Origin of the sequence: Listeria cornellensis FSL F6-0969 (assembly GCF_000525855.1) — a bacterium.
Taxonomy (GTDB): domain Bacteria; phylum Bacillota; class Bacilli; order Lactobacillales; family Listeriaceae; genus Listeria_A; species Listeria_A cornellensis.
This window is the reverse complement of record NZ_AODE01000051.1, coordinates 1-21,536: the sequence shown is the minus strand read 5'-3', so window position 1 is coordinate 21,536 and position 21,536 is coordinate 1. Positions and strand designations below refer to the sequence as shown.

15 protein-coding genes, 1 rRNA gene, 4 pseudogenes and 1 other annotated feature are annotated in these 21,536 nt (G+C 45.7%); all 20 genes and pseudogenes read right to left on the bottom strand.

Annotated elements, in window-relative coordinates; all coding sequences use genetic code 11:
* Positions 1-666: 666 nt before the first annotated feature.
* Positions 667-1,260 (bottom strand): annotated as a pseudogene (locus PCORN_RS16315) (RNA polymerase factor sigma-70).
* 117 nt (positions 1,261-1,377) lie between these two features.
* Positions 1,378-1,890, bottom strand: a complete 513-nt coding sequence (locus PCORN_RS16310; RefSeq protein ID WP_036082525.1) for an NYN domain-containing protein — start codon at positions 1,888-1,890, stop codon at positions 1,378-1,380.
* Between the two features lie 2 nt (positions 1,891-1,892).
* Positions 1,893-2,642 (bottom strand): 23S rRNA (guanosine(2251)-2'-O)-methyltransferase RlmB, encoded by a 750-nt coding sequence (gene rlmB, locus PCORN_RS16305; RefSeq protein WP_036082523.1) that lies wholly within the window; start codon positions 2,640-2,642, stop codon positions 1,893-1,895.
* A gap of 15 nt (positions 2,643-2,657) precedes the next feature.
* Positions 2,658-3,056, bottom strand: a complete 399-nt coding sequence (locus tag PCORN_RS16300) for a Mini-ribonuclease 3 (RefSeq protein WP_036082521.1) — start codon at positions 3,054-3,056, stop codon at positions 2,658-2,660.
* A 3-nt stretch (positions 3,057-3,059) separates the two neighbouring features.
* Entirely contained in the window at positions 3,060-4,478 is a 1,419-nt protein-coding gene (gene cysS / locus PCORN_RS16295; protein WP_036082519.1) for a cysteine--tRNA ligase, read from the bottom strand.
* Positions 4,475-5,108, bottom strand: a pseudogene (gene cysE, locus PCORN_RS16290) (serine O-acetyltransferase). The gene cysS and the pseudogene cysE overlap by 4 nt, the downstream one beginning before the upstream one ends.
* 51 nt (positions 5,109-5,159) lie before the next feature.
* Positions 5,160-5,497, bottom strand: a binding site (T-box leader).
* Between the two features lie 101 nt (positions 5,498-5,598).
* Positions 5,599-6,723, bottom strand: a complete 1,125-nt coding sequence (locus tag PCORN_RS16285) for a Fic family protein (RefSeq protein WP_036082517.1) — start codon at positions 6,721-6,723, stop codon at positions 5,599-5,601.
* 122 nt (positions 6,724-6,845) lie between these two features.
* The gene (locus PCORN_RS16280; RefSeq protein ID WP_077913956.1) at positions 6,846-7,328 is read right to left on the bottom strand and encodes a GNAT family N-acetyltransferase; all 483 of its coding nucleotides are present in this window, start codon (positions 7,326-7,328) and stop codon (positions 6,846-6,848) included.
* 113 nt (positions 7,329-7,441) lie between these two features.
* Complete coding sequence (gene gltX / locus PCORN_RS16275; RefSeq protein ID WP_036082515.1) at positions 7,442-8,914, bottom strand: glutamate--tRNA ligase; 1,473 nt, start codon at positions 8,912-8,914, stop codon at positions 7,442-7,444.
* Between the two features lie 13 nt (positions 8,915-8,927).
* A complete protein-coding gene (gene ispF, locus PCORN_RS16270) occupies positions 8,928-9,401 on the bottom strand; it encodes a 2-C-methyl-D-erythritol 2,4-cyclodiphosphate synthase (RefSeq protein WP_036082513.1) in 474 nt (157 codons plus the stop codon).
* Entirely contained in the window at positions 9,398-10,093 is a 696-nt protein-coding gene (ispD, locus tag PCORN_RS16265; RefSeq protein WP_036082511.1) for a 2-C-methyl-D-erythritol 4-phosphate cytidylyltransferase, read from the bottom strand. Before ispD ends, ispF begins: the two co-directional genes overlap by 4 nt.
* Before the next feature lie 25 nt (positions 10,094-10,118).
* The gene (locus PCORN_RS16260; RefSeq protein WP_036082509.1) at positions 10,119-11,192 is read right to left on the bottom strand and encodes a PIN/TRAM domain-containing protein; all 1,074 of its coding nucleotides are present in this window, start codon (positions 11,190-11,192) and stop codon (positions 10,119-10,121) included.
* Positions 11,193-11,311: 119 nt separating this feature from the next.
* A complete protein-coding gene (radA, locus tag PCORN_RS16255; RefSeq protein WP_036082507.1) occupies positions 11,312-12,685 on the bottom strand; it encodes a DNA repair protein RadA in 1,374 nt (457 codons plus the stop codon).
* Positions 12,686-12,831: 146 nt separating this feature from the next.
* Positions 12,832-15,432: a phosphoenolpyruvate synthase gene (ppsA, locus tag PCORN_RS16250; RefSeq protein WP_036082505.1), complete on the bottom strand. Its 2,601-nt coding sequence runs from the start codon at positions 15,430-15,432 to the stop codon at positions 12,832-12,834.
* A 121-nt stretch (positions 15,433-15,553) separates the two neighbouring features.
* A pseudogene (locus PCORN_RS16245) lies at positions 15,554-16,559 on the bottom strand (aldo/keto reductase).
* A 132-nt stretch (positions 16,560-16,691) separates the two neighbouring features.
* A pseudogene (locus PCORN_RS16240) lies at positions 16,692-19,218 on the bottom strand (ATP-dependent Clp protease ATP-binding subunit).
* Between the two features lie 28 nt (positions 19,219-19,246).
* On the bottom strand, positions 19,247-20,275 hold the full coding sequence (locus tag PCORN_RS16235; protein ID WP_036082502.1) for a protein arginine kinase: 1,029 nt from the start codon (positions 20,273-20,275) through the stop codon (positions 19,247-19,249).
* Positions 20,265-20,663 carry a UvrB/UvrC motif-containing protein gene (locus tag PCORN_RS16230; protein WP_206537462.1) on the bottom strand — a complete coding sequence of 133 codons (399 nt, stop codon included), beginning with the start codon at positions 20,661-20,663 and terminating at the stop codon, positions 20,265-20,267. The genes PCORN_RS16235 and PCORN_RS16230 overlap by 11 nt, the downstream gene beginning before the upstream one ends.
* A 124-nt stretch (positions 20,664-20,787) precedes the next feature.
* Complete coding sequence (locus PCORN_RS16225) at positions 20,788-21,246, bottom strand: CtsR family transcriptional regulator (protein ID WP_036082527.1); 459 nt, start codon at positions 21,244-21,246, stop codon at positions 20,788-20,790.
* 146 nt (positions 21,247-21,392) lie between these two features.
* Positions 21,393-21,508: ribosomal RNA gene (gene rrf / locus PCORN_RS16220) — 5S ribosomal RNA — on the bottom strand.
* Between the last annotated feature and the right edge of the window lie 28 nt (positions 21,509-21,536).

The following is a 21,536-nucleotide window of genomic DNA, read 5'->3' as shown; positions in this document are numbered from 1 at the left end:
GAGCTAGATCCGCAGGCGCAAAACAAGATGCAGTACATGGATTACATGCTCACTTCGTTCTCATGCATATTGAGGCTCTAATTCAGCATGTGATACTTCATAAGAGCCACAACAAAGCGGAGCGTGCCCGTTAGCCTCGACAGAATTTGTTAGGGGGCGCAATTATATGGAACGAATATTCATTTCATTCATACTCATATTGAGGTTCTAAGGAATCATAATATGCTTCCTAAAAACCACAACAAATTCCGAGAGGCTGGCACGCGGAGCTAGATCCGCAGGCGCAAAACATGATGCAGTACATGGATTACATGCTCACTTCGTTCTCATGCATATTGAGGCTCTAATTCAGCATGTGATACTTCATAAGAGCCACAACAAAGCGGAGCGTGCCCGTTAGCCTCGACAGAATTTGTTAGGGGGCGCAATTATATGGAACGAATATTCATTTCATTCATACTCATATTGAGGTTCTAAGGAATCATAATACGCTTCCTAAAAACCACAACAAATTCCGAGAGGCTGGCACGCGGAGCTAGATCCGCAGGCGCAAAACAAGATGCAGTACATGGATTACATGCTCATTTCGTTCTCATGCATATTGAGGCTCTAATTCAGCAAGAGATGCTTCATAAGAACCACAACAAAAACATTAAGACCTCTACTTCATAAAGATTCATCCACTTGCTTCATCATCTTTTTCTTTACCCGCTGAATCGCGTTGTCAATCGCTTTTTTCTTTTTTTATTGAAGTGCGCGGCCATTTCTTGATAGCTCTTGCCTTCCAAATATTGATAGAGGACTTCGCGCTCAAACTCACTTGTTACTTCTTCCAGTTTTTGCGCGACGCCTGCTAAATTTTCATTCTGAATCAGGAAATCTTCTGGGGTCATCGCTTCTTTTTCTGAAATGACGTCAAGTAGTGTCCAGTCAATCGCATCCCAGTCTTCTACCGGAGTATCAATGGAAACCGAGCTGTTGAGCGCATAATTTTTCTGACGCATCGAACGTTTTACCGCTGATAATATTTGCCGATTGATGCAAATCTCTGCAAACGAACGAAATGAGGCTTCCCGATCCTCTTTGTAATCCCGAATCGCTTTGAACAGTCCAATCATACCTTCTTGAATTAGATCATCACGCTCTGCTCCTTGCAAAAAATACTGTGTGGCTTTCCAATAAATGATAGACTGATATGCCTTAAAAAAAATGCTCAATGGCCTCCGTATCGCCTGATCTAGCGAGCTGCAACATTTTCATTTCCGCTTGTTTACTGTCATTTGTTTTCAATGGAACTTTCAGAAAGCCTCCTTTGTCACGCTTCGTATTTCCTTTGTAAATCCCATTATACAAGGGTTTCCGAGCGCTCGTCAATGACTATTTTTGGCCTCTTCGCAGCTTTTCCAAGGCCTGAATTGTCTCAAAATCGATATTTAGACCTGTTTTAGGCTGATTTTGCTGGATTTTCTGCACTTTGCGGGTGATTTGATGGGCCATTTCCTTAATTTCAAAAACTAATTCACGCGCCGAAACCCGCAATGCGCCTTGTCCAAAAATCGCCCATTGCTCTGTGTAATCACTCGTCGCGACCATGACTTGTGTTTTGACATTTTTATATTCGATTGCTTTTTGCTCGATATATTCGTCTGCGGTCTCGTCTTCTTTGGTGAACACGATTTCGACTTTATTCTTCTTGTATTTGCGCTCTTTTGCACGGACGTATTGAGCGTCAAACACGACAATCACTCGGTAGCCAGTGTAACTCTGGTATTCCGCCATCCACTCCACCAGTTGATTGCGCGCCGACTCTAAATCTCCAGCTTTCAAACGCGCTAGTTCAGGCCATGCCCCAATAACATTGTATCCGTCTACTAGCAAAACCCGATTCATCGTTATTCACCGAGCGGTAGACGCTTACGATAAATCTCATACATTAAAACACTCGCAGCAACCGATGCATTAAGCGAAGTCACCGCGCCACGCATTGGCAAGTGTACAAGAAAATCACATTTTTCCCGAACGAGGCGACTCATTCCAAAACCTTCACTGCCAATCACTAACGCAAGCGGCATATTCGCATCCATCGTCCGATAATCACTACTTCCGCTTGCATCCGTACCAAAAATCCATAAACCACGCTTTTGCAAATCCTCCATCGTACGGCTAATATTCGTCACACGGACTACTGGAATATGCTCCATTGCACCCGTTGAAGCCTTCGCAACCGTTTGCGTCAAGCCAACCGCGCGTCGTTTTGGAATAATAATCCCGTGTGCCCCAACCGCATCCGCTGTTCGCATAATAGACCCCAAATTATGTGGATCCTCCAATTCATCCAAAATCATGAAAAACGGCATTTCCGCGCGTTCTTCCGCCTTCGCAAAAAGGTCATCTAATTCCGCATATTGGTAAGCCGCAACTTGCGCCGCAACACCTTGATGCGAACCCTCTACTAATTTATCAATTTTTGACTTCGGCACGATTTGCACTTGAATTTTACGTTCCTTGGCCGCACCAATAATCTGCTGCATACTTCCTTTTTGCGAACCTTCTGCAATAAGAATCTTATGAATATCACGTTCTGACTTCAATACTTCACTCACTGGATTTCGCCCAGCAATCCACTCCTGATCTTGCTCCATTTTGCCATTGCCTCCTTATTTTGCTTTAATAATTTCTGTCGCCAAATTCAACCACTCATTCAAGCGCTCCGATTCACCGCCCAAATATAAATAACCGATGACCGCTTCAAAAGCCGATGACAAACTATATGTCTGTAAATCCGTATTTTTCGGCACACTATTTGACTTCGCATTCCGACCACGCTTTGCAATCCGGTCCTCTTCCTCCGTCAAAAATTCATCCGCGTACATCGCCTGTAAAATATAAGCCTGCGCCTTCGCCGAAACATATTGCGTCGCGGTTTTGTGCAACTGATTCGGTTTAGTCTTTCCTTCCGATAACAGCAACTCGCGAATATGGCGTTCGTAAACCGAGTCGCCCATATAAGCAAGCGCCAGGCCATTTAGTTGTTTGTAATCCTTCACAATCGCCATCCATTAACCCCTTTTCCAGCGCGTACCCTGAGCCGTATCTTCCAAAATAATCTGTTTTTCCTTTAACATATCGCGAATTTCATCCGATCGCGCAAAATCACGCGCATTACGTGCCTGAATCCGCGCCTCAATCAAATCCTCAATCTCTTCATCACTCAAACTAAGATCCGACGCGTCCACAGCTAGCTTAAACCCAAGCACATCCGCAAATAACGTCATCATTCCTAAAAATTCACGCAAAACCGTAATCGAAATTCGCTCATTCGTCAAGTAAATATTCGCCCTTTTTGCCAATTCGAAAAAGACCGATATCGCGTTTGCCGTATTAAAATCATCATCCATCTCGTCCTCAAACTGATGCATCAACTCCGTCAATTGCTCCAGCCAATCATCCTCTTCCGGCGTCCCTGAATAATCCTCTTCCGCCACCTGAATCCGATGATCCACATTCTGATACGCCGTCCGCAAACGATCCAATCCATTCTCCGCGTCCAAAAGCAACGCCTCACTATAAGAAATTGGTCGGCGATAATGCACAGATAACATGAAAAACCGTATCACATTCGCATTATGCTTTTCAAGAACCTCATGCAATGTAATAAAATTCCCCAATGATTTCGACATTTTCTCCCCATCAATATTCATATAACCATTATGCATCCAGTAATTCGCAAACGGCTTACCCGTGAGTGCCTCCGACTGCGCAATCTCATCCTCATGATGCGGGAAAATCAAATCTTGTCCACCCGCATGAATATCAATCGTGTCCCCAAGATATTTTCGAGCCATCGCGGAGCACTCAATATGCCAGCCTGGACGCCCCGCTCCCCACGGACTTTCCCACGAAATCTCACCTGGTTTAGCCGCCTTCCACAACGTGAAATCAAGCTGATCCTCCTTGCGATCATTCGCCTCCACACGAATCCCGTGCTGCAATTCATCCAAAGGTTGTTGCGACAATTTGCCATACTCCTTAAACCGCTTCGTACGGAAATACACATCGCCCGCCGATTCATACGCATATTCCTTCTCAATCAGCGCATCAATAAACGCGATAATATCATCCATATCCTGCGTCACCCGCGGATGAACATTTGCATCCCGCACATTCAACTGATGCACATCCTCAAAATAAGCCCCAATAAAACGCTCCGCAACTTCAGGCACCGTAAGCTCGAGCTCATGCGCCGCGCGAATTAACTTATCATCCACATCCGTAAAATTCGACACAAAATTCACATCAAATCCGCGATACGTCAAATAACGACGCACCGTATCAAACACAATAATCGGTCTCGCATTTCCAATATGAATATAGTTATAAACAGTCGGCCCACAAACATACATCTTGACCTTCCCATCTTCCAGTGGCGTGAATGCCTCCTTCTCACGAGACAATGTATTAAAAATTTGCAAAGTCATTGTTCCTCTTCTCCTTTTTGTGTATTATTTTTTAATTTCTCCAATTCTACTTCTATTTCAGTAAGTCTACGCTTCAACTCCGCGACTTGCGGCTCCGTATGTTGCGTCACGCGCCCATTCAGCCGTACCACTTTTGCAGGAACCCCAACAACTGTTGCGCCCAGAGGTACATCCTTGATAACCACCGCGCCCGCACCAACTTTGGCATTTTCACAAATCGTGATTGGCCCAAGAATCTTCGCACCCGCCGAAATCAGCGCCCCATTTTTCACCGTAGGATGGCGTTTTCCCTTATGCTTTCCCGTTCCACCGAGCGTCACCCCATGAAAAAGTACCACATCATCGCCAATTTCCGCTGTCTCACCGATTACAATCCCAGCCCCATGATCGATAAACAAACGCCGCCCAATCGTTGCCCCCGGATGAATCTCCACATTCGTCAAAAAACGCGCAACCTGCGACAACCACTTCGAAAACACAACCATCCCGTGCCTGTAAAAAAAAATTCGCAAACCGATGCCACCAAATCGCGTGCAATCCCGGATAATTCAAAAACACATCCACATACCCGCGCGCCGCCGGATCATTCTCCATCACCGATTTCATATCCTCTTTCATGCGACTAGCCATTGTAATCCCCCCTTATCTACTCCGAATTAAAACGCAAAAAAAAGACCCCTCAACAGAGACGTCTTCACGTGGTTCCACTCTGATTCAGATTTAGCAATCCATTCTTAGTTTATCGGCGGCAAGCGTTCGCTCGATCTGCGTAAAAACACCGTTTGGCGGGTCCCTCTTTTTAAGAAGTTCGGCGCACTTCGCGTTGTTTTGCGTTAAGAATTTATACTCTAAACCTATCTCATTTTGAATAACGGTCAATTACCGCTTTGTGATACTACACGTTTCCCACAAAGATTCCGAGATGCATTTCAGAATACGCGCGCTAAGCCACTTCCAGCCACCGTAGCTCTCTCTATTAAGCCGCCATATTTCCTACTTCTTCTCATCAACATTTTAACTTATTAAGAACCATTGTACCATAGAAACACAACCACCGCCATCAAAAATTACTTACAAAATATTAGCGTGCCATCAGCTATTTTCATTTACAAAAATAACATCAATTATCCAAAATCCGCATCAAATCATAATTCCTATATCGCTTATTACGCTTCGTCTGATTATCGCTATATAGCAAGCCTTTCGCTGCCAAGTTCTTCAGCGCCGTTCGAGCTGTGTTCGGAGAAATCCAATTAGCCTCTGCACTCTTCTTCACAGTCGTAAATGGATCAGAGAATGACCCCAACCAAACTTTCCGCTCCGAATTCGTTTCACATAATGCCAAGCCCCTAATTGCAAGCTCCTTAGAATCCTTAATTTTCAGAATCAAACTATCTGCCATTCGATTACAAGCCTGCAAGAAAAACATCAACCAATTATACCAATACGGCGAATCTCCCCTCACCTCATTGAGCATATCATAATATCTCACTTTTTCCTTCTCAAGCTCTTCACTCACCAAAAAAATCGGTTCCGTCGTCAAGTTCTCATTTAACATACTAAGCACAATTAATATTCTCCCAAGTCGACCATTTCCATCTAAAAATGGATGTATCGATTCAAATTGCGCATGTATAATCGCAGTTTTAACTAAAGGCGGTGCCGTCTCATCAAAAAGATACATATCTTCATTTGCACGCTTATCATAAGAAAAATGATGTTCTCCATTAATAAAATGCTCCAAATTCGACATATAATCCCCGATTTCATTCGCGCCTATTGGCAAATATACCGCATCCTCTATTTTCGTCGAAGGACCAATAAAGTTTTGGATTTTACGATATTCACCGCTTGACTGCCTAGAACCACGAGCACCACGCATCAAAATCGAATGCAGCTCCTGCAACAACCTCGTACTAACAGGATATCCATGGCGGATTCTCTCTACCCCTTCACGAAGCGCCTGTTCATAATTCTCTACCTCTATGATTTCCCAACGCGGATTTTTATCATTCATTTCCTCGACCATTTCAGTAAACGTAACCTGCGTCCCTTCAATTCTAGTGGATTGAACTGATTCCTTTAATGACAAGGATTGAATCAGTGATTTATTAACAACCGAATTCTTTATATCACTATCTATTTTGCCAATTTTATTATTCACAACACTCAATAACTCAAATATTTTCAGTGCTTCTGTCTTCGTAACCCGCACCGGTAGCAGCGCTAATCCTTTCAAAACCATGCCACAACCTCCTCATCTTAACCTAAATCCAATTATATAACACCATCAAAAATAACGCAATTTTTATGAAAAAATTGCGTTATAAAAAGATATTATATTATTTAAGCATCATTTTTGATTACTCATCGCGCCAATTCCCCAAGGGTATCCCCAGCAATCCGATACACCGTCCAATCCTCCATCGGCTCCGCGCCCATCGCCAAATAAAAATCAATACTTGGCTGATTCCAATCCAGGCACCACCATTCCAAACGGCCACATCCGCGCTCCACCGCAATCTCTGCCAGCCGCTTCAAAAACGCCTTTCCAAATCCCTTTCCGCGCACAGTCGGTCGAACATACAAGTCCTCCAAATAAATCCCTGCTCGTCCAAGAAATGTCGAAAAATTGTGGAAAAACAACGCAAACCCAATCGCTTCCCCATCATATTCCCCGATAATAACCTCCGCCTTTTCCTTCACAAAAAGCCATTCCCGCAGCATCTCTTCCGTTGCCACGACCTGATCCAGCATCTCCTCATAATCCGCCAATTCCTTAACAAACGCCAAAATAAGCGGTACATCCGCCTCTTTCGCATATCTAAACTGCAACGCATTCTCTGTCATCGTCCTACCCCCCAAAGCTGATTTTCTAACAATCTGATTATACACTATCTTCAGCTATCTCACCCTAAAAAAAAGACCTACCCACAAAAATGGATAAGCCTCTCTCAAACATATTATTTCGCTTCCTTCAAACGATTTTCTAAACGATTCACGACTTTTCCGCGACCTAAAACTTCAATCGATTGCGGTAATTCCGGACCGTGCATCTCGCCAGTAACGGCAATACGAATCGGCATAAACAAACCCTTACCTTTTGCACCTGTCGCTTTTTGCACCCGTTTAATCGCAGCCTTCACCTCATCCGCAGCAAACGGCTCAATCGTTGCCATTTCTTCTTTAAAAGCCGCCAAAACCTCAGGAACTTGCTCTCCTGCCAAAACTTCCTTCTCTTCCTCATCAAACGTCACGTCATCCGTGAAGAACATCGCCGAAAGCTCCACGATTTCCGCACCATAACTCATTTGCTCGTGATAAAGCGCCACAAGTTTACGAACCCAAGCTAATTCCTCTGCATCAGCCGTAGCTGAAACAACACCGGCTTTCACTAAATGCGGCAAACTCAAATTCACCACTTGATCAAGATCTAATTTTTTCACGTATTGATTATTTACCCACGTCAATTTATGTGTATCAAACAACGCTGGCGATTTCGACAAACGTTTCGGATCGAAAATTTTGATAAACTCATCTTTCGAGAAAATCTCCTCTTCGCCCTCAGGTGACCAGCCAAGCATCGCGATAAAGTTAAACAATGCGTCTGGCAAATAACCCAAATCTTTATACTGCTCGATAAATTGGATAATCGACTCATCACGCTTACTCAATTTACGCTTACTTTCATTCACAATCAGCGTCATATGGCCAAATACTGGTGGCTCCCAACCAAACGCTTCATAGATCATCAACTGCTTCGGCGTATTTGAAATATGATCATCGCCACGCAACACGTGCGTTATTTCCATCAAATAATCATCAATCGCTACCGCAAAATTATACGTCGGAATACCATCTTTTTTCACGATAACAAAATCACCAATACCGTCTGACTCAAACGATACATCGCCTTTTACCATGTCATTAAACGTATACGTCTTGCCAGGTTGCACCGCATAACGAATACTTGGCTCAAGACCTTGCGCTTCTTTTTCCGTGCGTTGCTCCGCCGTTAAATGACGGCATTTCCCACTATAACGAGGCATCATGCTGTTCGCTTTTTGCTCCTCGCGCTCTGCTTCCAACTCCTCAGCCGTACAATAACACTTATACGCCTTGCCTTCTGCTACAATTTGCTCAATCAGCGGATTATACAATTCTTGACGCTCACTTTGACGATAAGGACCATACTCGCCGCCTTTATCAACGCCTTCATCCCAATCCATACCAAGCCATGCCAAATTCTCTAACTGACTCGACTCACCGTTTTCGATGTTTCTTTTCAAATCTGTATCCTCAATGCGAATCACGAAATCCCCATCATTATGTCTTGCAAACAAATAATTAAATAACGCCGTACGCGCATTCCCGATATGCAAATGCCCCGTCGGACTTGGCGCATAACGCACACGCACTTTTTTCGCTTCACTCATATTTACCACTCCTTTATTTTTCTAAAAGTACAACAGCAAGGCTTGCAATACCCTCGCCTCGACCCGTAAATCCTAATTTTTCCGACGTTGTTGCCTTCACATTCACCTGTTCTGGCGTCGCGTGCAGCAACTCCGCAATCCGAACCTTCATCGCATCAACATAAGGTGCCATCTTCGGCTTCTCCGCTATAATCGTGCAATCAATATTGCCCAACTTATAGCCATCCGCCTCAATCTCCGCCCAAACAACACGCAACAATTCCGCCGAATCCGCATCCTTATAAGCCACATCCGTATCCGGAAAAAAATGACCAATATCGCGCTTACCAACAGCTCCAATTACCGCGTCCGTCACCGTATGGAGCAACACGTCCGCGTCACTGTGCCCAAGCAAGCCTTTTTCGTACGGAATCTCAATCCCGCCAATAATCAACTTACGGCCTTCCACTAACTGGTGCACATCATATCCTTGCCCCACTCGAATCATACCCGATTCCTCCATTTCTCCTGCAAAATCGCTTCCGCAAAAGCAACATCCTCAGGCGTCGTCACCTTCATATTATGATAACTGCCCTCAACAATATGAACCGTCACACCGAGCCGTTCCACAAGACTCGCCTCGTCCGTTCCTAAAAAACCAGCCGCTGCCGCAATCTCGTGTGCCTGCTTCAAAATATCCGTCCGAAAAGCTTGCGGCGTCTGCACTTGCCATAATACCGAGCGGTCAATCGTCTCTTCCACCATGCCATCACGCACCCGTTTCATCGTATCCTTCACAGGCATCCCACAAATCGTCGCGCCATGCGCTGCAACATCCACCAACAACCGATCAATCATCGCCTGATCCACAAAAGGCCGCGCTCCGTCATGCACCAACACAACGTCCGCCATTTGACCACATTCCGCAAGCCCCTTGGCTACACTATACTGTCGCTCCGAGCCTCCCATCACAATCAAAATCTCCTTCGCCACATGAAGCGTGTCAATCATCGCCTGCACATATTCCAGCTCATCTTCCTTGACCACAACTACAATCCGACAACAAGCATCATCCTCTAAAAACGTCCGAATCGTATGCAAAAACAAAACATGCCCCGAGAGTTCCAGCCACATTTTATTCCGTCCCAATTCCATCCGTTTTCCCTGACCCGCAGCCAAAAGAATCAATTCATATTTCATCAATCATTACTCCTATAAGTCCAAATTAAGCCGGTTTTGCAAAAATCATCCGACCAGCAGAAGTCTGCAACACACTCGTTACCTCCACCTGAATCGTATCATTAATAAACTTGCGACCATCCTCAACAACAATCATCGTTCCATCGTCCAAATAAGCCACACCTTGATTGTGCTCCTTACCATCCTTCACAACGAGAACCGTCATCTTCTCACCCGGCAAAACAACAGGTTTCACCGCATTCGCCAAGTCATTAATATTTAAAACCGCGACATTCTGAAACTCACAAACTTTGTTCAAGTTATAATCATTCGTCACGACTTTCCCTTGCATCACTTTTGCCAGTTTCACAAGCTTGCTATCCACTTCCGAAATCTCTTCAAAATCGCCCTCATACATCTCGACCTTAATCGATTCCTCTTTTTGCAGTCGGTTCAAAATATCCAAACCACGACGACCACGCGTCCGCTTCAATGTATCCGACGAATCCGCGATATGCTGCAACTCCGCCAAAACAAACAACGGAATCACGATTGTCCCATCAAGGAACCCAGTCGCCAAAATATCCGCAATCCGACCGTCAATAATAACACTCGTATCCAGAATCTTATATTCCCGCGCTGCCGTAGCCTCCTCTTTCACTTCCTCAGGAGTCTTCTTCTTCACACCACGATTTGCAAAAAAGTTTCCCCATTCAGCACGCCTACTAATCCCAACCCGGAAGCCCAAATAACCAAGCACCAACGTTAAAATTATCGGCACAACCGAATTCAAAATCGGAATTTTTGTTTGCGTCAATGCGTTTCCCGCAAAAAAAGCAAGCACTAAACCAATCATAAGCCCCAGACCGCCATAAATAATCACTGTGTTAGAAGTACTCGTAAGCCCGTTTTCCAACCAGTTCAGAGCAGCAACAACATACTTCACCGCCCAAAAAGTAATAAGATAAAATATAAGTGCACCAACCAAAGCGTCTGTATAAGGATTATTAATGACAAAAATATCAGCTATGCCAACAGCCTCCCAAAGTTCAGGTAGACTAATCACACCGATCGTACCGCCAATAATCATAAAACAAATTCTAATTACCCATTTCAGCATTATTTCTCCTCCTTTCCCATTCTTTTATTAGGTTCATACCACTTCATTCTACACTATTAAAAGCCCATACCGCAATTAAAACGGGACTGTTTCAAACAAATAACAGTCCCACATCAAAATTATTTCGGCAACGCCTTACTCAGCGCATCACCTAGCGTCGTCACCCCAATAATACTAACATCTTTCGGAATCTTCCACTCCCCTTGATTGTTCGCCGGAATAAAGATACGCTTAAAGCCCAACTTGGCAGCCTCTTGCACACGTTGCTCGATTCGCGAAACCCGTCTAATTTCACCAGTCAAACCAATCTCACCGATAAAACAATCCGTACTTTTCGTAGGTTTATCATTATAACTCGACGCAATACTCACCGCGACCGCCAAATCAATCGCCGGCTCATCCAGTTTTACACCACCAGCCGCCTTCAAATAAGCATCCTGATTCTGCAACAGCAAACCGACCCGCTTCTCAAGCACCGCCATAATCAGCGACACCTTGTTGTGATCCATCCCCGTCGCCATCCGTTTCGCATTCCCGAACATCGTCGGCGAAATTAACGCCTGAATCTCCACCAAAATTGGCCGCGTGCCCTCCATTGAAACAACCACCGTCGAACCCGAAGCCCCGTCCAACCGTTCCTCCAAGAAAACCTCCGATGGATTCGCGACTTCTACCAAGCCAATATCGCGCATTTCAAAAATCCCAATTTCATTCGTCGATCCAAACCGGTTCTTCACCGCCCGCAAAATTCGGTACGCATGATGGCGCTCGCCTTCAAAATAAAGCACCGTGTCCACCATATGCTCGAGCATCCGAGGCCCAGCAATCGCGCCTTCCTTCGTCACATGTCCTACGATAAATACCGCAATATTGCCGCCCTTCGCGATTCGCATCAACTCCGCCGTACACTCCCGAACCTGCGACACACTTCCAGCCGCACTCGTCACATCCGGATGATACACCGTCTGAATCGAATCGATAATCACAAAATCCGGCTTCACATGCTGAATCGTCTGCTGAATCGCCTCCAAATTCGTCTCCGCATACACATACAAATTATCTCCCGTTACAAGCAACCGCTCCGCCCGCAACTTCGTCTGTTTCACCGATTCCTCACCAGAAATATAAAGCACCCGTTTTCCCGTCATCGTCAATTGCGCCGACACCTGCAACAACAACGTCGATTTCCCGATTCCCGGATCCCCACCAACAAGCACCATCGAGCCTTGCACAACCCCGCCACCCAGTACCCGATTTAACTCCGGCATCTGCGTCAAAAACCGCGGTTCATTATCACTCGTAATTTTCGTAATAGGCACAGCCGCAGCAGCCTCATCCGTATGCGTAAACGATGAGCGCCCCTTTTTCGTCGGCTCCAGCATCTCCACCATCTGATTCCAAGCCCCACAATTCGGACATTTCCCCATCCATTTCGGCGACTCATATCCACATTCCTGACACATAAATTTCACACTACGCTTCGCTTTTGCCATTTTTAAAAATCACCTTCCAAATTTCATATCTGTCCCTATTCTACCACACTTCCCCCCACAAAAATCACCCAACATCAAAATTCCATTTCCAAGCCTGATTCCCCCGTTTTCACGCAAAAAAAGAAGGCAATCACGCCCTCTCCTTTTCATAAAATTTCTATATAGCCTTCCATTCCATGCACACGAATCCGTTGCCCGTCCTGAATCAACTTCGTAGCCCCTTCAACACCAACAACCGCCGGCAACCCATACTCACGCGCAATTACCGCACCATGCGTCATGACACCACCAACTTCCGTAACAAGTCCTTTAATCGACACAAAAAGCGGCGTCCAACTAGGATCCGTGAAAGCCGTGACTAAAATATCGCCCGCTTCCAAATCCGCATCCTCCATCTTCAAAATAACCCGCGCACGTCCCTCAACAGTGCCCGCCGAAACCGGCAAGCCAACAATCGCATCATCCGGCATATTTTCACGCGCATAGCTACCCGAAATAATCTCCCCATCCGACGTAATAATACGAGGCGGCGTCAATTTTTCATACAACTTATGCGCATCCTTACGCTCCTCCATCACCCGATAATCCACTTCACCCGTCGCAACCACCTCACGAAACTCCTCAAAATGAAGATAGTGCGCATCTTCCTTTTCATGAAGAACGCCCAACTCTACCAATTTCTCAGCCTCTCGCATCAACGCCTGCTTATAAATAAAATATCGGTTAATCATCGCATATTTCGGATACTCCCGATAGCCAATGTAATTCCGAATCAGACCAATCACACGCTCCGCCTCATCCGCCTTCCACTCACCATCCGGCAACGACCGCAACTGCTCTAAAACATCACGCTCTTTCCACAAAGCCTCGCGTCGCCCTCGCTCAAATTTATCCGCACTCGCACCAGCCTCGAAATTCTTAATATTACTCAAAATCATCGGAATCAGAGTCGTCGGTTTCTCAGCCCAACGCGCTTTTGTCACATCAATCTCACCCGCACAACGCATCCCATATTTACGAAGATAATCCTGAATCGCATTCGCCACTTCCTGACCACCATCAAAACGACCCAGCTCAGACAAAAAGTCCTCCTCCGTCACATCCCGCAAATAAGCAATAATCTCCGGATACGGCCGAATCCTATCCGCCACATCCAACAACGCCAATCCCATTTCCGACGTAATATTGTTTGGTACCGACTGAGAAATCGTATCCGCAACATTCTTCTCACCCAGCCACGCCTCTATTTTTTCATTCAACCAAGCCGAAGCATCCATCGCCGTCATGAAAACCGCACTACTCCGAGGATCCATCAAATACTGTTTCAACACTTGAAAATCCGCCATGATAAAATCAAAAACATCCGTCCCAGATTTTCTGTCCATTTCACGTGCCGACTCCGCAATCGAAGCCTGACTATCACGTATCAACGCCACAGGAATCTCCTGATCATTTTCAATCCGCGCCTCAAAAAAATCAGAAGCCTTAACGTCCGCACTCGGCACAGGCTCATCCCCCGGCACAGCTTTAATAAAATCACGCGCTATAATCGTCTCAAACGCATCTTTCATCAACGGATCCGACTGTCCCAAATTATTCACTAAATTATTACGTCCCGCCGAAGTCGCCAGCATCCCCGCAATATCAACAAATAACCGCCCACCAGCGACACGCATCGGCGCCGCCGTCGTCATCAAATAAAAATCAGATCCCAGCGGCTTCATCGCATCCGTCATCATTTGCTGATGCCCAACAGACACGTACACATGATTCCCCAGGTCCTCAGCCTCCGGAATCGGATAAAGCGTCGTAATCGCGCGACTTTGCACGATATAAAAAACATCGCCGACCAAACACCACTCTATATCCTGCGGCCGTCCAAAATAGCCCTCAATCAACCGCCCAATCCGAGCCAATTCCAAAATCTGCGCCTCCGTCAACGTTTGCATCCGCTGCTGCGTCACATCAAGTTCCCGCGTCATTGTCCCGCCAGCCGCGAGCCCATCAATAGCTAGCTTCTTAGTCGCAATCACTTTTCCAGCAACTTCACCGTCTCGCACCTTGTAAGAATCCGCCGATACCAAGCCCGAAACAAGCGCCTCCCCCAATCCAAAACTCGCATCAATAGAAACCACTTTGCGATCAGCCGTAATCGGATCAGCCGTAAATAAAATCCCCGAAGCCTCAGGAATTACCATCCGTTGCACAACTACCGACAAATAAACATGGCGCTGATCAAACCCATTTCGCATCCGATAAATAACCGCCCGATCCGTAAACAAAGAAGCCCAACACTTACTAATATGCTCCAGAATCGCGTCCACACCAATCACGTTCAAATAAGTATCCTGCTGCCCCGCAAAAGAAGCAAAAGGCAAATCCTCCGCCGTCGCACTAGAACGAACCGCATAAGCATGTTCCGCGCCAAGCTCAGAGATGTAATCCATCACCGCTTGCGCAATATCCTCAGGAATCTCTAACCCGGCAATAAGCTCCCGAATCTCCCCGCTGATTTCTCCAATTTGCTCTTGATCACCCACACGAAGCAAATCCAAACGCCCCACTAAATCATGATATAGCTCATTGTTCCCAATAACATTCTGATATCCCACCGTCGTCACACAAAAACCTTCCGGCACTTGAATCCCATCCATTTTTGCTAACTTACTCAGATTCAACCCTTTTCCACCAACTAAAAGAAGCTGCGACTCCTCTATCTCCTGAAAACCGAGAACCAAATCATCCATCATACATCTCTCCTCGCCATTACTATACGCTTCATTCTAGCAGTAATTTTTAGGAATAAACAGTCTATATTATTACTTTTTTTCATGCTATAATTAAATTAAGGAGAGGTCACAAAAACGCTTATTTTCCCGATTTAGGATCTGGAATCAAACCAACTAAAGGATGCGGTACATACAATTCTTCTAAATAATGCATCTCAGGCATCGTAAGCTCAATATCAAGCGCCGCAACAGCACTCTCCAGATGACTCTCTTTCTGTGCACCAACAATCGGTGCAACAACTTGATCCTTATTCAGCAACCAAGCAAGCGCAATCTTATCCCGCGTCACACCACGATTCACTGCAACTTCCGCCAATCGCTCCACAATCCCACGATCCGCCTCCATCATCCCATCATATTTCGAATGCTGTACCTGATCCGTCTCAGAACGCAAACTCGTTTCCGACCAATCACGCGTCAAACGACCAGAAGCTAGCGGACTATACGGCGTCAACGCAATTTTTTCATCCCGACAAAACGGCACCATCTCACGCTCCTCCTCCCGATAAATCAGATTATAATGGTTCTGCATTGAAACGAATTTCGTCCAACCATTTCGCTCCGCCACACGTTGCGCTTTCTGGAACTGCCACGCATACATTGCACTCGCCCCAATATATCGAACCTTCCCTGACTTCACAACATCATGCAGCGCCTCCATTGTCTCCTCAATCGGCGTCTCATAATCCCAACGATGAATAATATACAAATCCACATAATCCGTTCCCAACCGCTCCAAACTATGATCAATCTCACTCAAAATCGCCTTGCGCGAAAGCCCGCCACCATTCGGCTGACCAGGACGCATAATCTGATGCACTTTCGTTGCCAACACAATATCATCCCGATTCGCATAACCCTTCAAAGCCTTACCAAGAATTTTCTCACTCTCACCCATCGAATAAATATTCGCCGTATCAAAAAAATTAATCCCCAAATCAAGCGCTTTTCTTAATCACCGGCAGGCTATGCTCCTCATCCAAAACCCACTTATGCGTCCATTTCTCTACATCACCAAATCCCATCGCACCCAAACAAATCCGCGAAACATCCATACCCGTATTTCCAAATTTCATATATTCCATACCCTCGTCCTCCTTCAAATTCATACACCCTTAGTATAAACCTTAAAGTCCACTCCAAGACAAGTAATTCGATTAAATAAAAAAAGCGATGAAAATCCAGTTTCAGATTCTCATCACTTTTCAAAACTTCAATTACTCCGATTTAGCAGGTTTTGCCGTCTTCACTTTAGGTTTCGCCTTCGCTTTTGCCTTCGTAGCGGTTGTTGTCGTTTTCTTCTTAGGAGTAGCAACTTTCTTCTTCTCCTTCACCTGGACCGTTAATTCACCAGCTTTAGTCCCAATAACGACCGTATCGCCAACTTTAACCGTTCCACGCAACAACTCTTCCGACAAACGATCCTCGACATTTTTCTGGATTGCCCGTTTCAGCGGACGCGCACCATACTCTGGATCATAGCCGTCCTTCGCAATCTTAGCCTTCGCACTCTCCGTCAAAGTAACATGGATATTACGTTCGCCAAGACGCTTCGTCAACTGTTCCGTAAGCAATGTCACGATTTCCTTCAATTCCTTCTCATTTAGCGAATGGAAGACAATCGATTCATCAATCCGGTTAATAAACTCCGGACGAAATGCCTTTTTCAACTCTTGAAGCATCCGATGTTGCATCGCCTTATGATCCTTCGTCATATCAGAAACATTAAAACCGACCGATTTATCATCCTTTATCTCTTGCGCACCAATATTCGACGTCATAATAATCACCGTATTTCGGAAATCAACAACCCGACCTTTAGAATCCGTCAAACGCCCATCATCAAGCACTTGAAGCAACATATTAAACACATCAGGATGCGCTTTTTCAATCTCATCTAAAAGTAGAACCGAATAAGGTTTTTGGCGAATTTTCTCCGTCAACTGGCCGCCCTCTTCATAACCAACATAGCCTGGAGGAGCCCCAACAAGACGCGCCGTCGAGAATTTCTCCATATACTCAGACATGTCAATCCGAATCATCGCTTCCTCATCACCAAACATCGATTCAGCAACCGCACGCGCCAATTCCGTTTTACCGACACCTGTAGGTCCCAAGAAGATAAACGACCCAATCGGACGCTTCGGATCCTTAAGACCCGCACGCGCACGTCTCACAGCCAGAGAAACCGCCTTAACAGCCTCCTCTTGACCAATCACACGCTTATGAAGCAACGACTCCATATTCAGCAATTTATCCGTCTCCGTCTCGCCTAGCTTCGTAACAGGAATACCCGTCCAACTTGCCACAACCTCGGCGACAATATCCTCTGTTACCTCGCTATTATCCTGACCTTGTTTCTCGTGCCAGTCTTTCTTCTTCTCCGTAAGCTCACGTCTTAACCGCTGTTCCTTGTCACGCAATGACGCCGCCTTCTCAAACTCTTGACCTTGAACAGCAGCATCCTTCTCTTTTTTCAGTTCCGCCAAATTAACTTCCATTTCCTTCACATTCGCAGGCGTCGTATAAGCCTTCAAACGCACCTTCGAACCCGCCTCATCAATCACGTCAATTGCTTTATCCGGCAAGAAACGATCCGATATATAACGATCCGATAATCTAACAGCAGCCTCAACAGCAGCGTCCGTAATCGCAACCCGGTGATGCGCCTCATAACGATCCCGAAGTCCACGCAAAATTTGAATCGACTCATCTACAGTTGGCTCCTCCACACGAATCGGTTGAAAGCGTCTTTCAAGCGCAGCATCCTTTTCAATATACTTCCGATACTCATCAAGCGTTGTCGCACCAATACACTGCAACTCACCACGAGCAAGCGAAGGTTTCAAAATATTCGACGCATCAATCGCACCTTCCGCGCCGCCAGCACCGATCAACGTATGCAATTCATCAATAAACAAAATAACATTCCCAGCTTGGCGAATCTCATCCATCACCTTTTTCAAGCGATCCTCAAATTCACCACGATATTTCGTTCCAGCAACCACAGTTCCCATATCAAGCGTCATCACACGTTTTCCACGCAACGTTTCCGGCACCTCATTATGCACAATTTGTTGCGCCAAACCTTCCGCAATCGCCGTTTTACCAACACCAGGTTCTCCAATCAAAACCGGATTATTCTTCGTCCGGCGACTAAGCACCTCAATCACACGTTGAATTTCCTTCGAACGTCCAATCACAGGGTCCAAATTCTCTTCCCTCGCAATCACCGTCAAGTCCCGCGCCAAGCTATCCAAAGTCGGCGTCGCTTGCGTATTCGTCGAACGACCAGAAGCCGCCCCGTCCCCGCCACCAAGCAATTGTAATACCTGCTGACGCGCCTTATTCAAGCTCACACCAAGATTTCCAAGCACACGAGCCGCGATACCCTCACCCTCACGAATCAGGCCAAGCAAGATATGCTCCGTCCCAACATACGTATGACCAAGTTTACGCGCCTCATCCATTGATAGCTCAATCACTTTTTTTCGCACGCGGCGTATATTGAATCGTTTGAACAGCCGTTTCACCCTCACCGATCAAACTCTCTACTTCCTTTTGTACCTTGTCCGAACTAATTCCAAGCTCATATAACGCCTTCGCAGCGATACCCTCACCCTCACGAACTAATCCCAACAAAATATGTTCCGTTCCTAAATTGCTATGTTTCAATCTCATAGCCTCTTCCTGTGACAAAGCCAATACCTTCTGCGCTCTTTGTGTAAATCTCCCAAACATCATGGTAGTTTCCTCCTCTAATTTTCCAAGCCTAGTATGTATCCAAAATCTCTCGGATAGCCGCAGCCCGAATCACTTTTTCTTCCAATTCATTCATATCCCGCTGCGCAAACTTTCGTAAAAAAGCTGGTTGCGAAAATAATATCAGTTCATTGACCTTTTGACTAGGTATATGCTCAATATATCCCATCTGCACACCCAATCGCAAATCAGAAATAGCGTCCGCAGCCTCTTTCTGTGCCAATATCCGACTATGTTTCAACATCCCATACGCTCTGAAAATCCTGTCCTCCATCACAATATGGAATTTTTGTTTCAATTTGGTTCGGCAAACCCGTTCCTGCATAATAACCTGTTCCATCACATCCGACAAATCCTGCACAATCTCCAATTCCGTCTTCCCTAATGTCACTTGGTTTGAGATTTGAAAAATATTACTAGCAGGTCGACTTCCCTCCCCATACATTCCTCTTACCACAAAACCGTACCTTCTAATCGCTTCTATCGTTTTTTGTAACTGTTTTGTCGCAACCAATCCCGGCAAATGCACCATAACAGAAGCACGCAAGCCCGTCCCAACATTCGTCACACACGTCGTCAAATACCCCAACCGCTTATCAAACGCATAAGGCATCTTCCCCTCAAACGCATCATCCAACTTAAAAGCCTCTTCCAGTACCTGCTCCAACTGAAGACCCGGCGCCATACACTGAATCCGAATATGATCCTCCTCATTAAACATCACACTCGCCTTTTCATCCTCACTGATCATCACCGCACCAAACTCATGCCTACGCATCGTCTCAGGACTAATCAAGTGCCGCTCCACCAACATGCCCCGCTGCAACAACGACAAATCCCCCATCTCCAAAAGCGGAAACGCCTCATTACCAAACACCTCACGAACCCGCTCCAAAAGCTCCAAACCAGCCCCCGAAAAGTTCCAGTCCTTAAAGTTCCGAGCCAATCTCACCCGCGAACTAATCACAACATCACTCTCTGGTCCATCCGACTTCAACCAAGAACTAAGCACTGGTTCAAATAAATGCTCATTTCCCATCTAAACCAGCTCCATCCTCTTTCAAAGCCCTAATCTGATCCCGAACCACCGCAGCCTCCTCAAAAGCCTCCTCAGCTACCAAAACACCAATACGCTCCTGCAAAATCCGCAACTGCTCCTCCACCGCCAGAACTTCCTTCTCAGCAAGCGGTACCTTTCCAACATGCCCCTTATTCCCATTCTGAGCCCGCTCCACCATTTGCATCACATTCTCCGCAAACCTGTCATAACAATGCTCACAACCCAATTTAGAAGAATCAATCACTGCCTGTAAAGACATCCCACAATACTCACATTCCAGCATCTCCACATCTTTTTCCGGCGCTTTCTGCAACAAGCTCAAGAAGTCCACACTATTCTCAGCAACCTGCTCCTCCATATAAGCCATACTCTGCGCCTCCGCACACCCCTTACACAAAAATACCGAGAAAGTCTGGCCATTAAATTCATGCCTAATTTCAATATTAGCCTCATTTTCCCCACAACTCTGACAAATCATAAAACGCCTCCTACTACTCGTATTTCAATGCCTCAAGCATCGCCTCAAGCATCCGACTTCGAATAATATCACGCTCAGGAAGCGGTAAAGTAATAACATTCCGATCCATCGCAGCCAACATCAAACGCGCCTCTCTCTTTGAAACAACCTCTTCCTCAAGCAATCTAAGCAAAACATCCTCCGCAAAGTTCTGCGACACCTTCTTGTCATGCACCATCGCAATAATGGCATCCAACAACTGCAATTTATCATTCATCTTAACCTTAATAATCCTAATATAGCCTCCACCGCCACGCTTACTCTCAACCAAGTATCCACGCTCCATCGTAAAGCGCGTATTAATCACATAATTAATCTGAGAAGGTACACACTGAAACTGATTTGCCATCTCGCTCCGCTTAATCTCAACAGCCTCGCTAGCCTCCAGAACTTGCTTCAAATAAGCCTCAATAATATCCGATATATTCTTAATAAGGATGCACTCCTTCCACACACTGACTTTGACTATTTTTGACTTTAATTATACTAAAAAAAAGAGCATAATTGCAAAGAATTAGCTCTCAAAAAAAAGAAAACACCAAACCTTATATCGTTTAGTGTTTCCAAAATATATACATTGCCCGGCGACGACCTACTCTCACAGGGGGAAGCCCCTACTACCATCGGCGCTGAAAAGCTTAACTTCCGTGTTCGGGATGGGAACGGGTGTGACCTCTTCGCCGTAACCCACCAGACAATGTTTTTCATCGAAAGAACGCTGTT

Excerpts from the sequence above, each read along its gene's own strand:
- ppsA (WP_036082505.1), bottom strand. The coding sequence starts at position 15,432 with ATGGATGATTTGGTTCTCGGTTTTCAGGAGATAGAGGAGTCGCAGCTT.
- PCORN_RS16280 (WP_077913956.1), bottom strand. The coding sequence starts at position 7,328 with ATGACAGAGAATGCGTTGCAGTTTAGATATGCGAAAGAGGCGGATGTA.
- PCORN_RS16235 (WP_036082502.1), bottom strand. The coding sequence starts at position 20,275 with ATGGGAAATGAGCATTTATTTGAACCAGTGCTTAGTTCTTGGTTGAAG.
- gltX (WP_036082515.1), bottom strand. The coding sequence starts at position 8,914 with ATGAGTGAAGCGAAAAAAGTGCGTGTGCGTTATGCGCCAAGTCCGACG.
- PCORN_RS16300 (WP_036082521.1), bottom strand. The coding sequence starts at position 3,056 with ATGGCGATTGTGAAGGATTACAAACAACTAAATGGCCTGGCGCTTGCT.
- rlmB (WP_036082523.1), bottom strand. The coding sequence starts at position 2,642 with ATGGAGCAAGATCAGGAGTGGATTGCTGGGCGAAATCCAGTGAGTGAA.
- PCORN_RS16230 (WP_206537462.1), bottom strand. The coding sequence starts at position 20,663 with ATGGCTTATATGGAGGAGCAGGTTGCTGAGAATAGTGTGGACTTCTTG.
- PCORN_RS16260 (WP_036082509.1), bottom strand. The coding sequence starts at position 11,192 with ATGCTGAAATGGGTAATTAGAATTTGTTTTATGATTATTGGCGGTACG.
- radA (WP_036082507.1), bottom strand. The coding sequence starts at position 12,685 with ATGGCAAAAGCGAAGCGTAGTGTGAAATTTATGTGTCAGGAATGTGGA.
- PCORN_RS16285 (WP_036082517.1), bottom strand. The coding sequence starts at position 6,723 with ATGGTTTTGAAAGGATTAGCGCTGCTACCGGTGCGGGTTACGAAGACA.
- PCORN_RS16310 (WP_036082525.1), bottom strand. The coding sequence starts at position 1,890 with ATGAATCGGGTTTTGCTAGTAGACGGATACAATGTTATTGGGGCATGG.
- ispF (WP_036082513.1), bottom strand. The coding sequence starts at position 9,401 with ATGATTCGAGTGGGGCAAGGATATGATGTGCACCAGTTAGTGGAAGGC.
- cysS (WP_036082519.1), bottom strand. The coding sequence starts at position 4,478 with ATGACTTTGCAAATTTTTAATACATTGTCTCGTGAGAAGGAGGCATTC.
- ispD (WP_036082511.1), bottom strand. The coding sequence starts at position 10,093 with ATGAAATATGAATTGATTCTTTTGGCTGCGGGTCAGGGAAAACGGATG.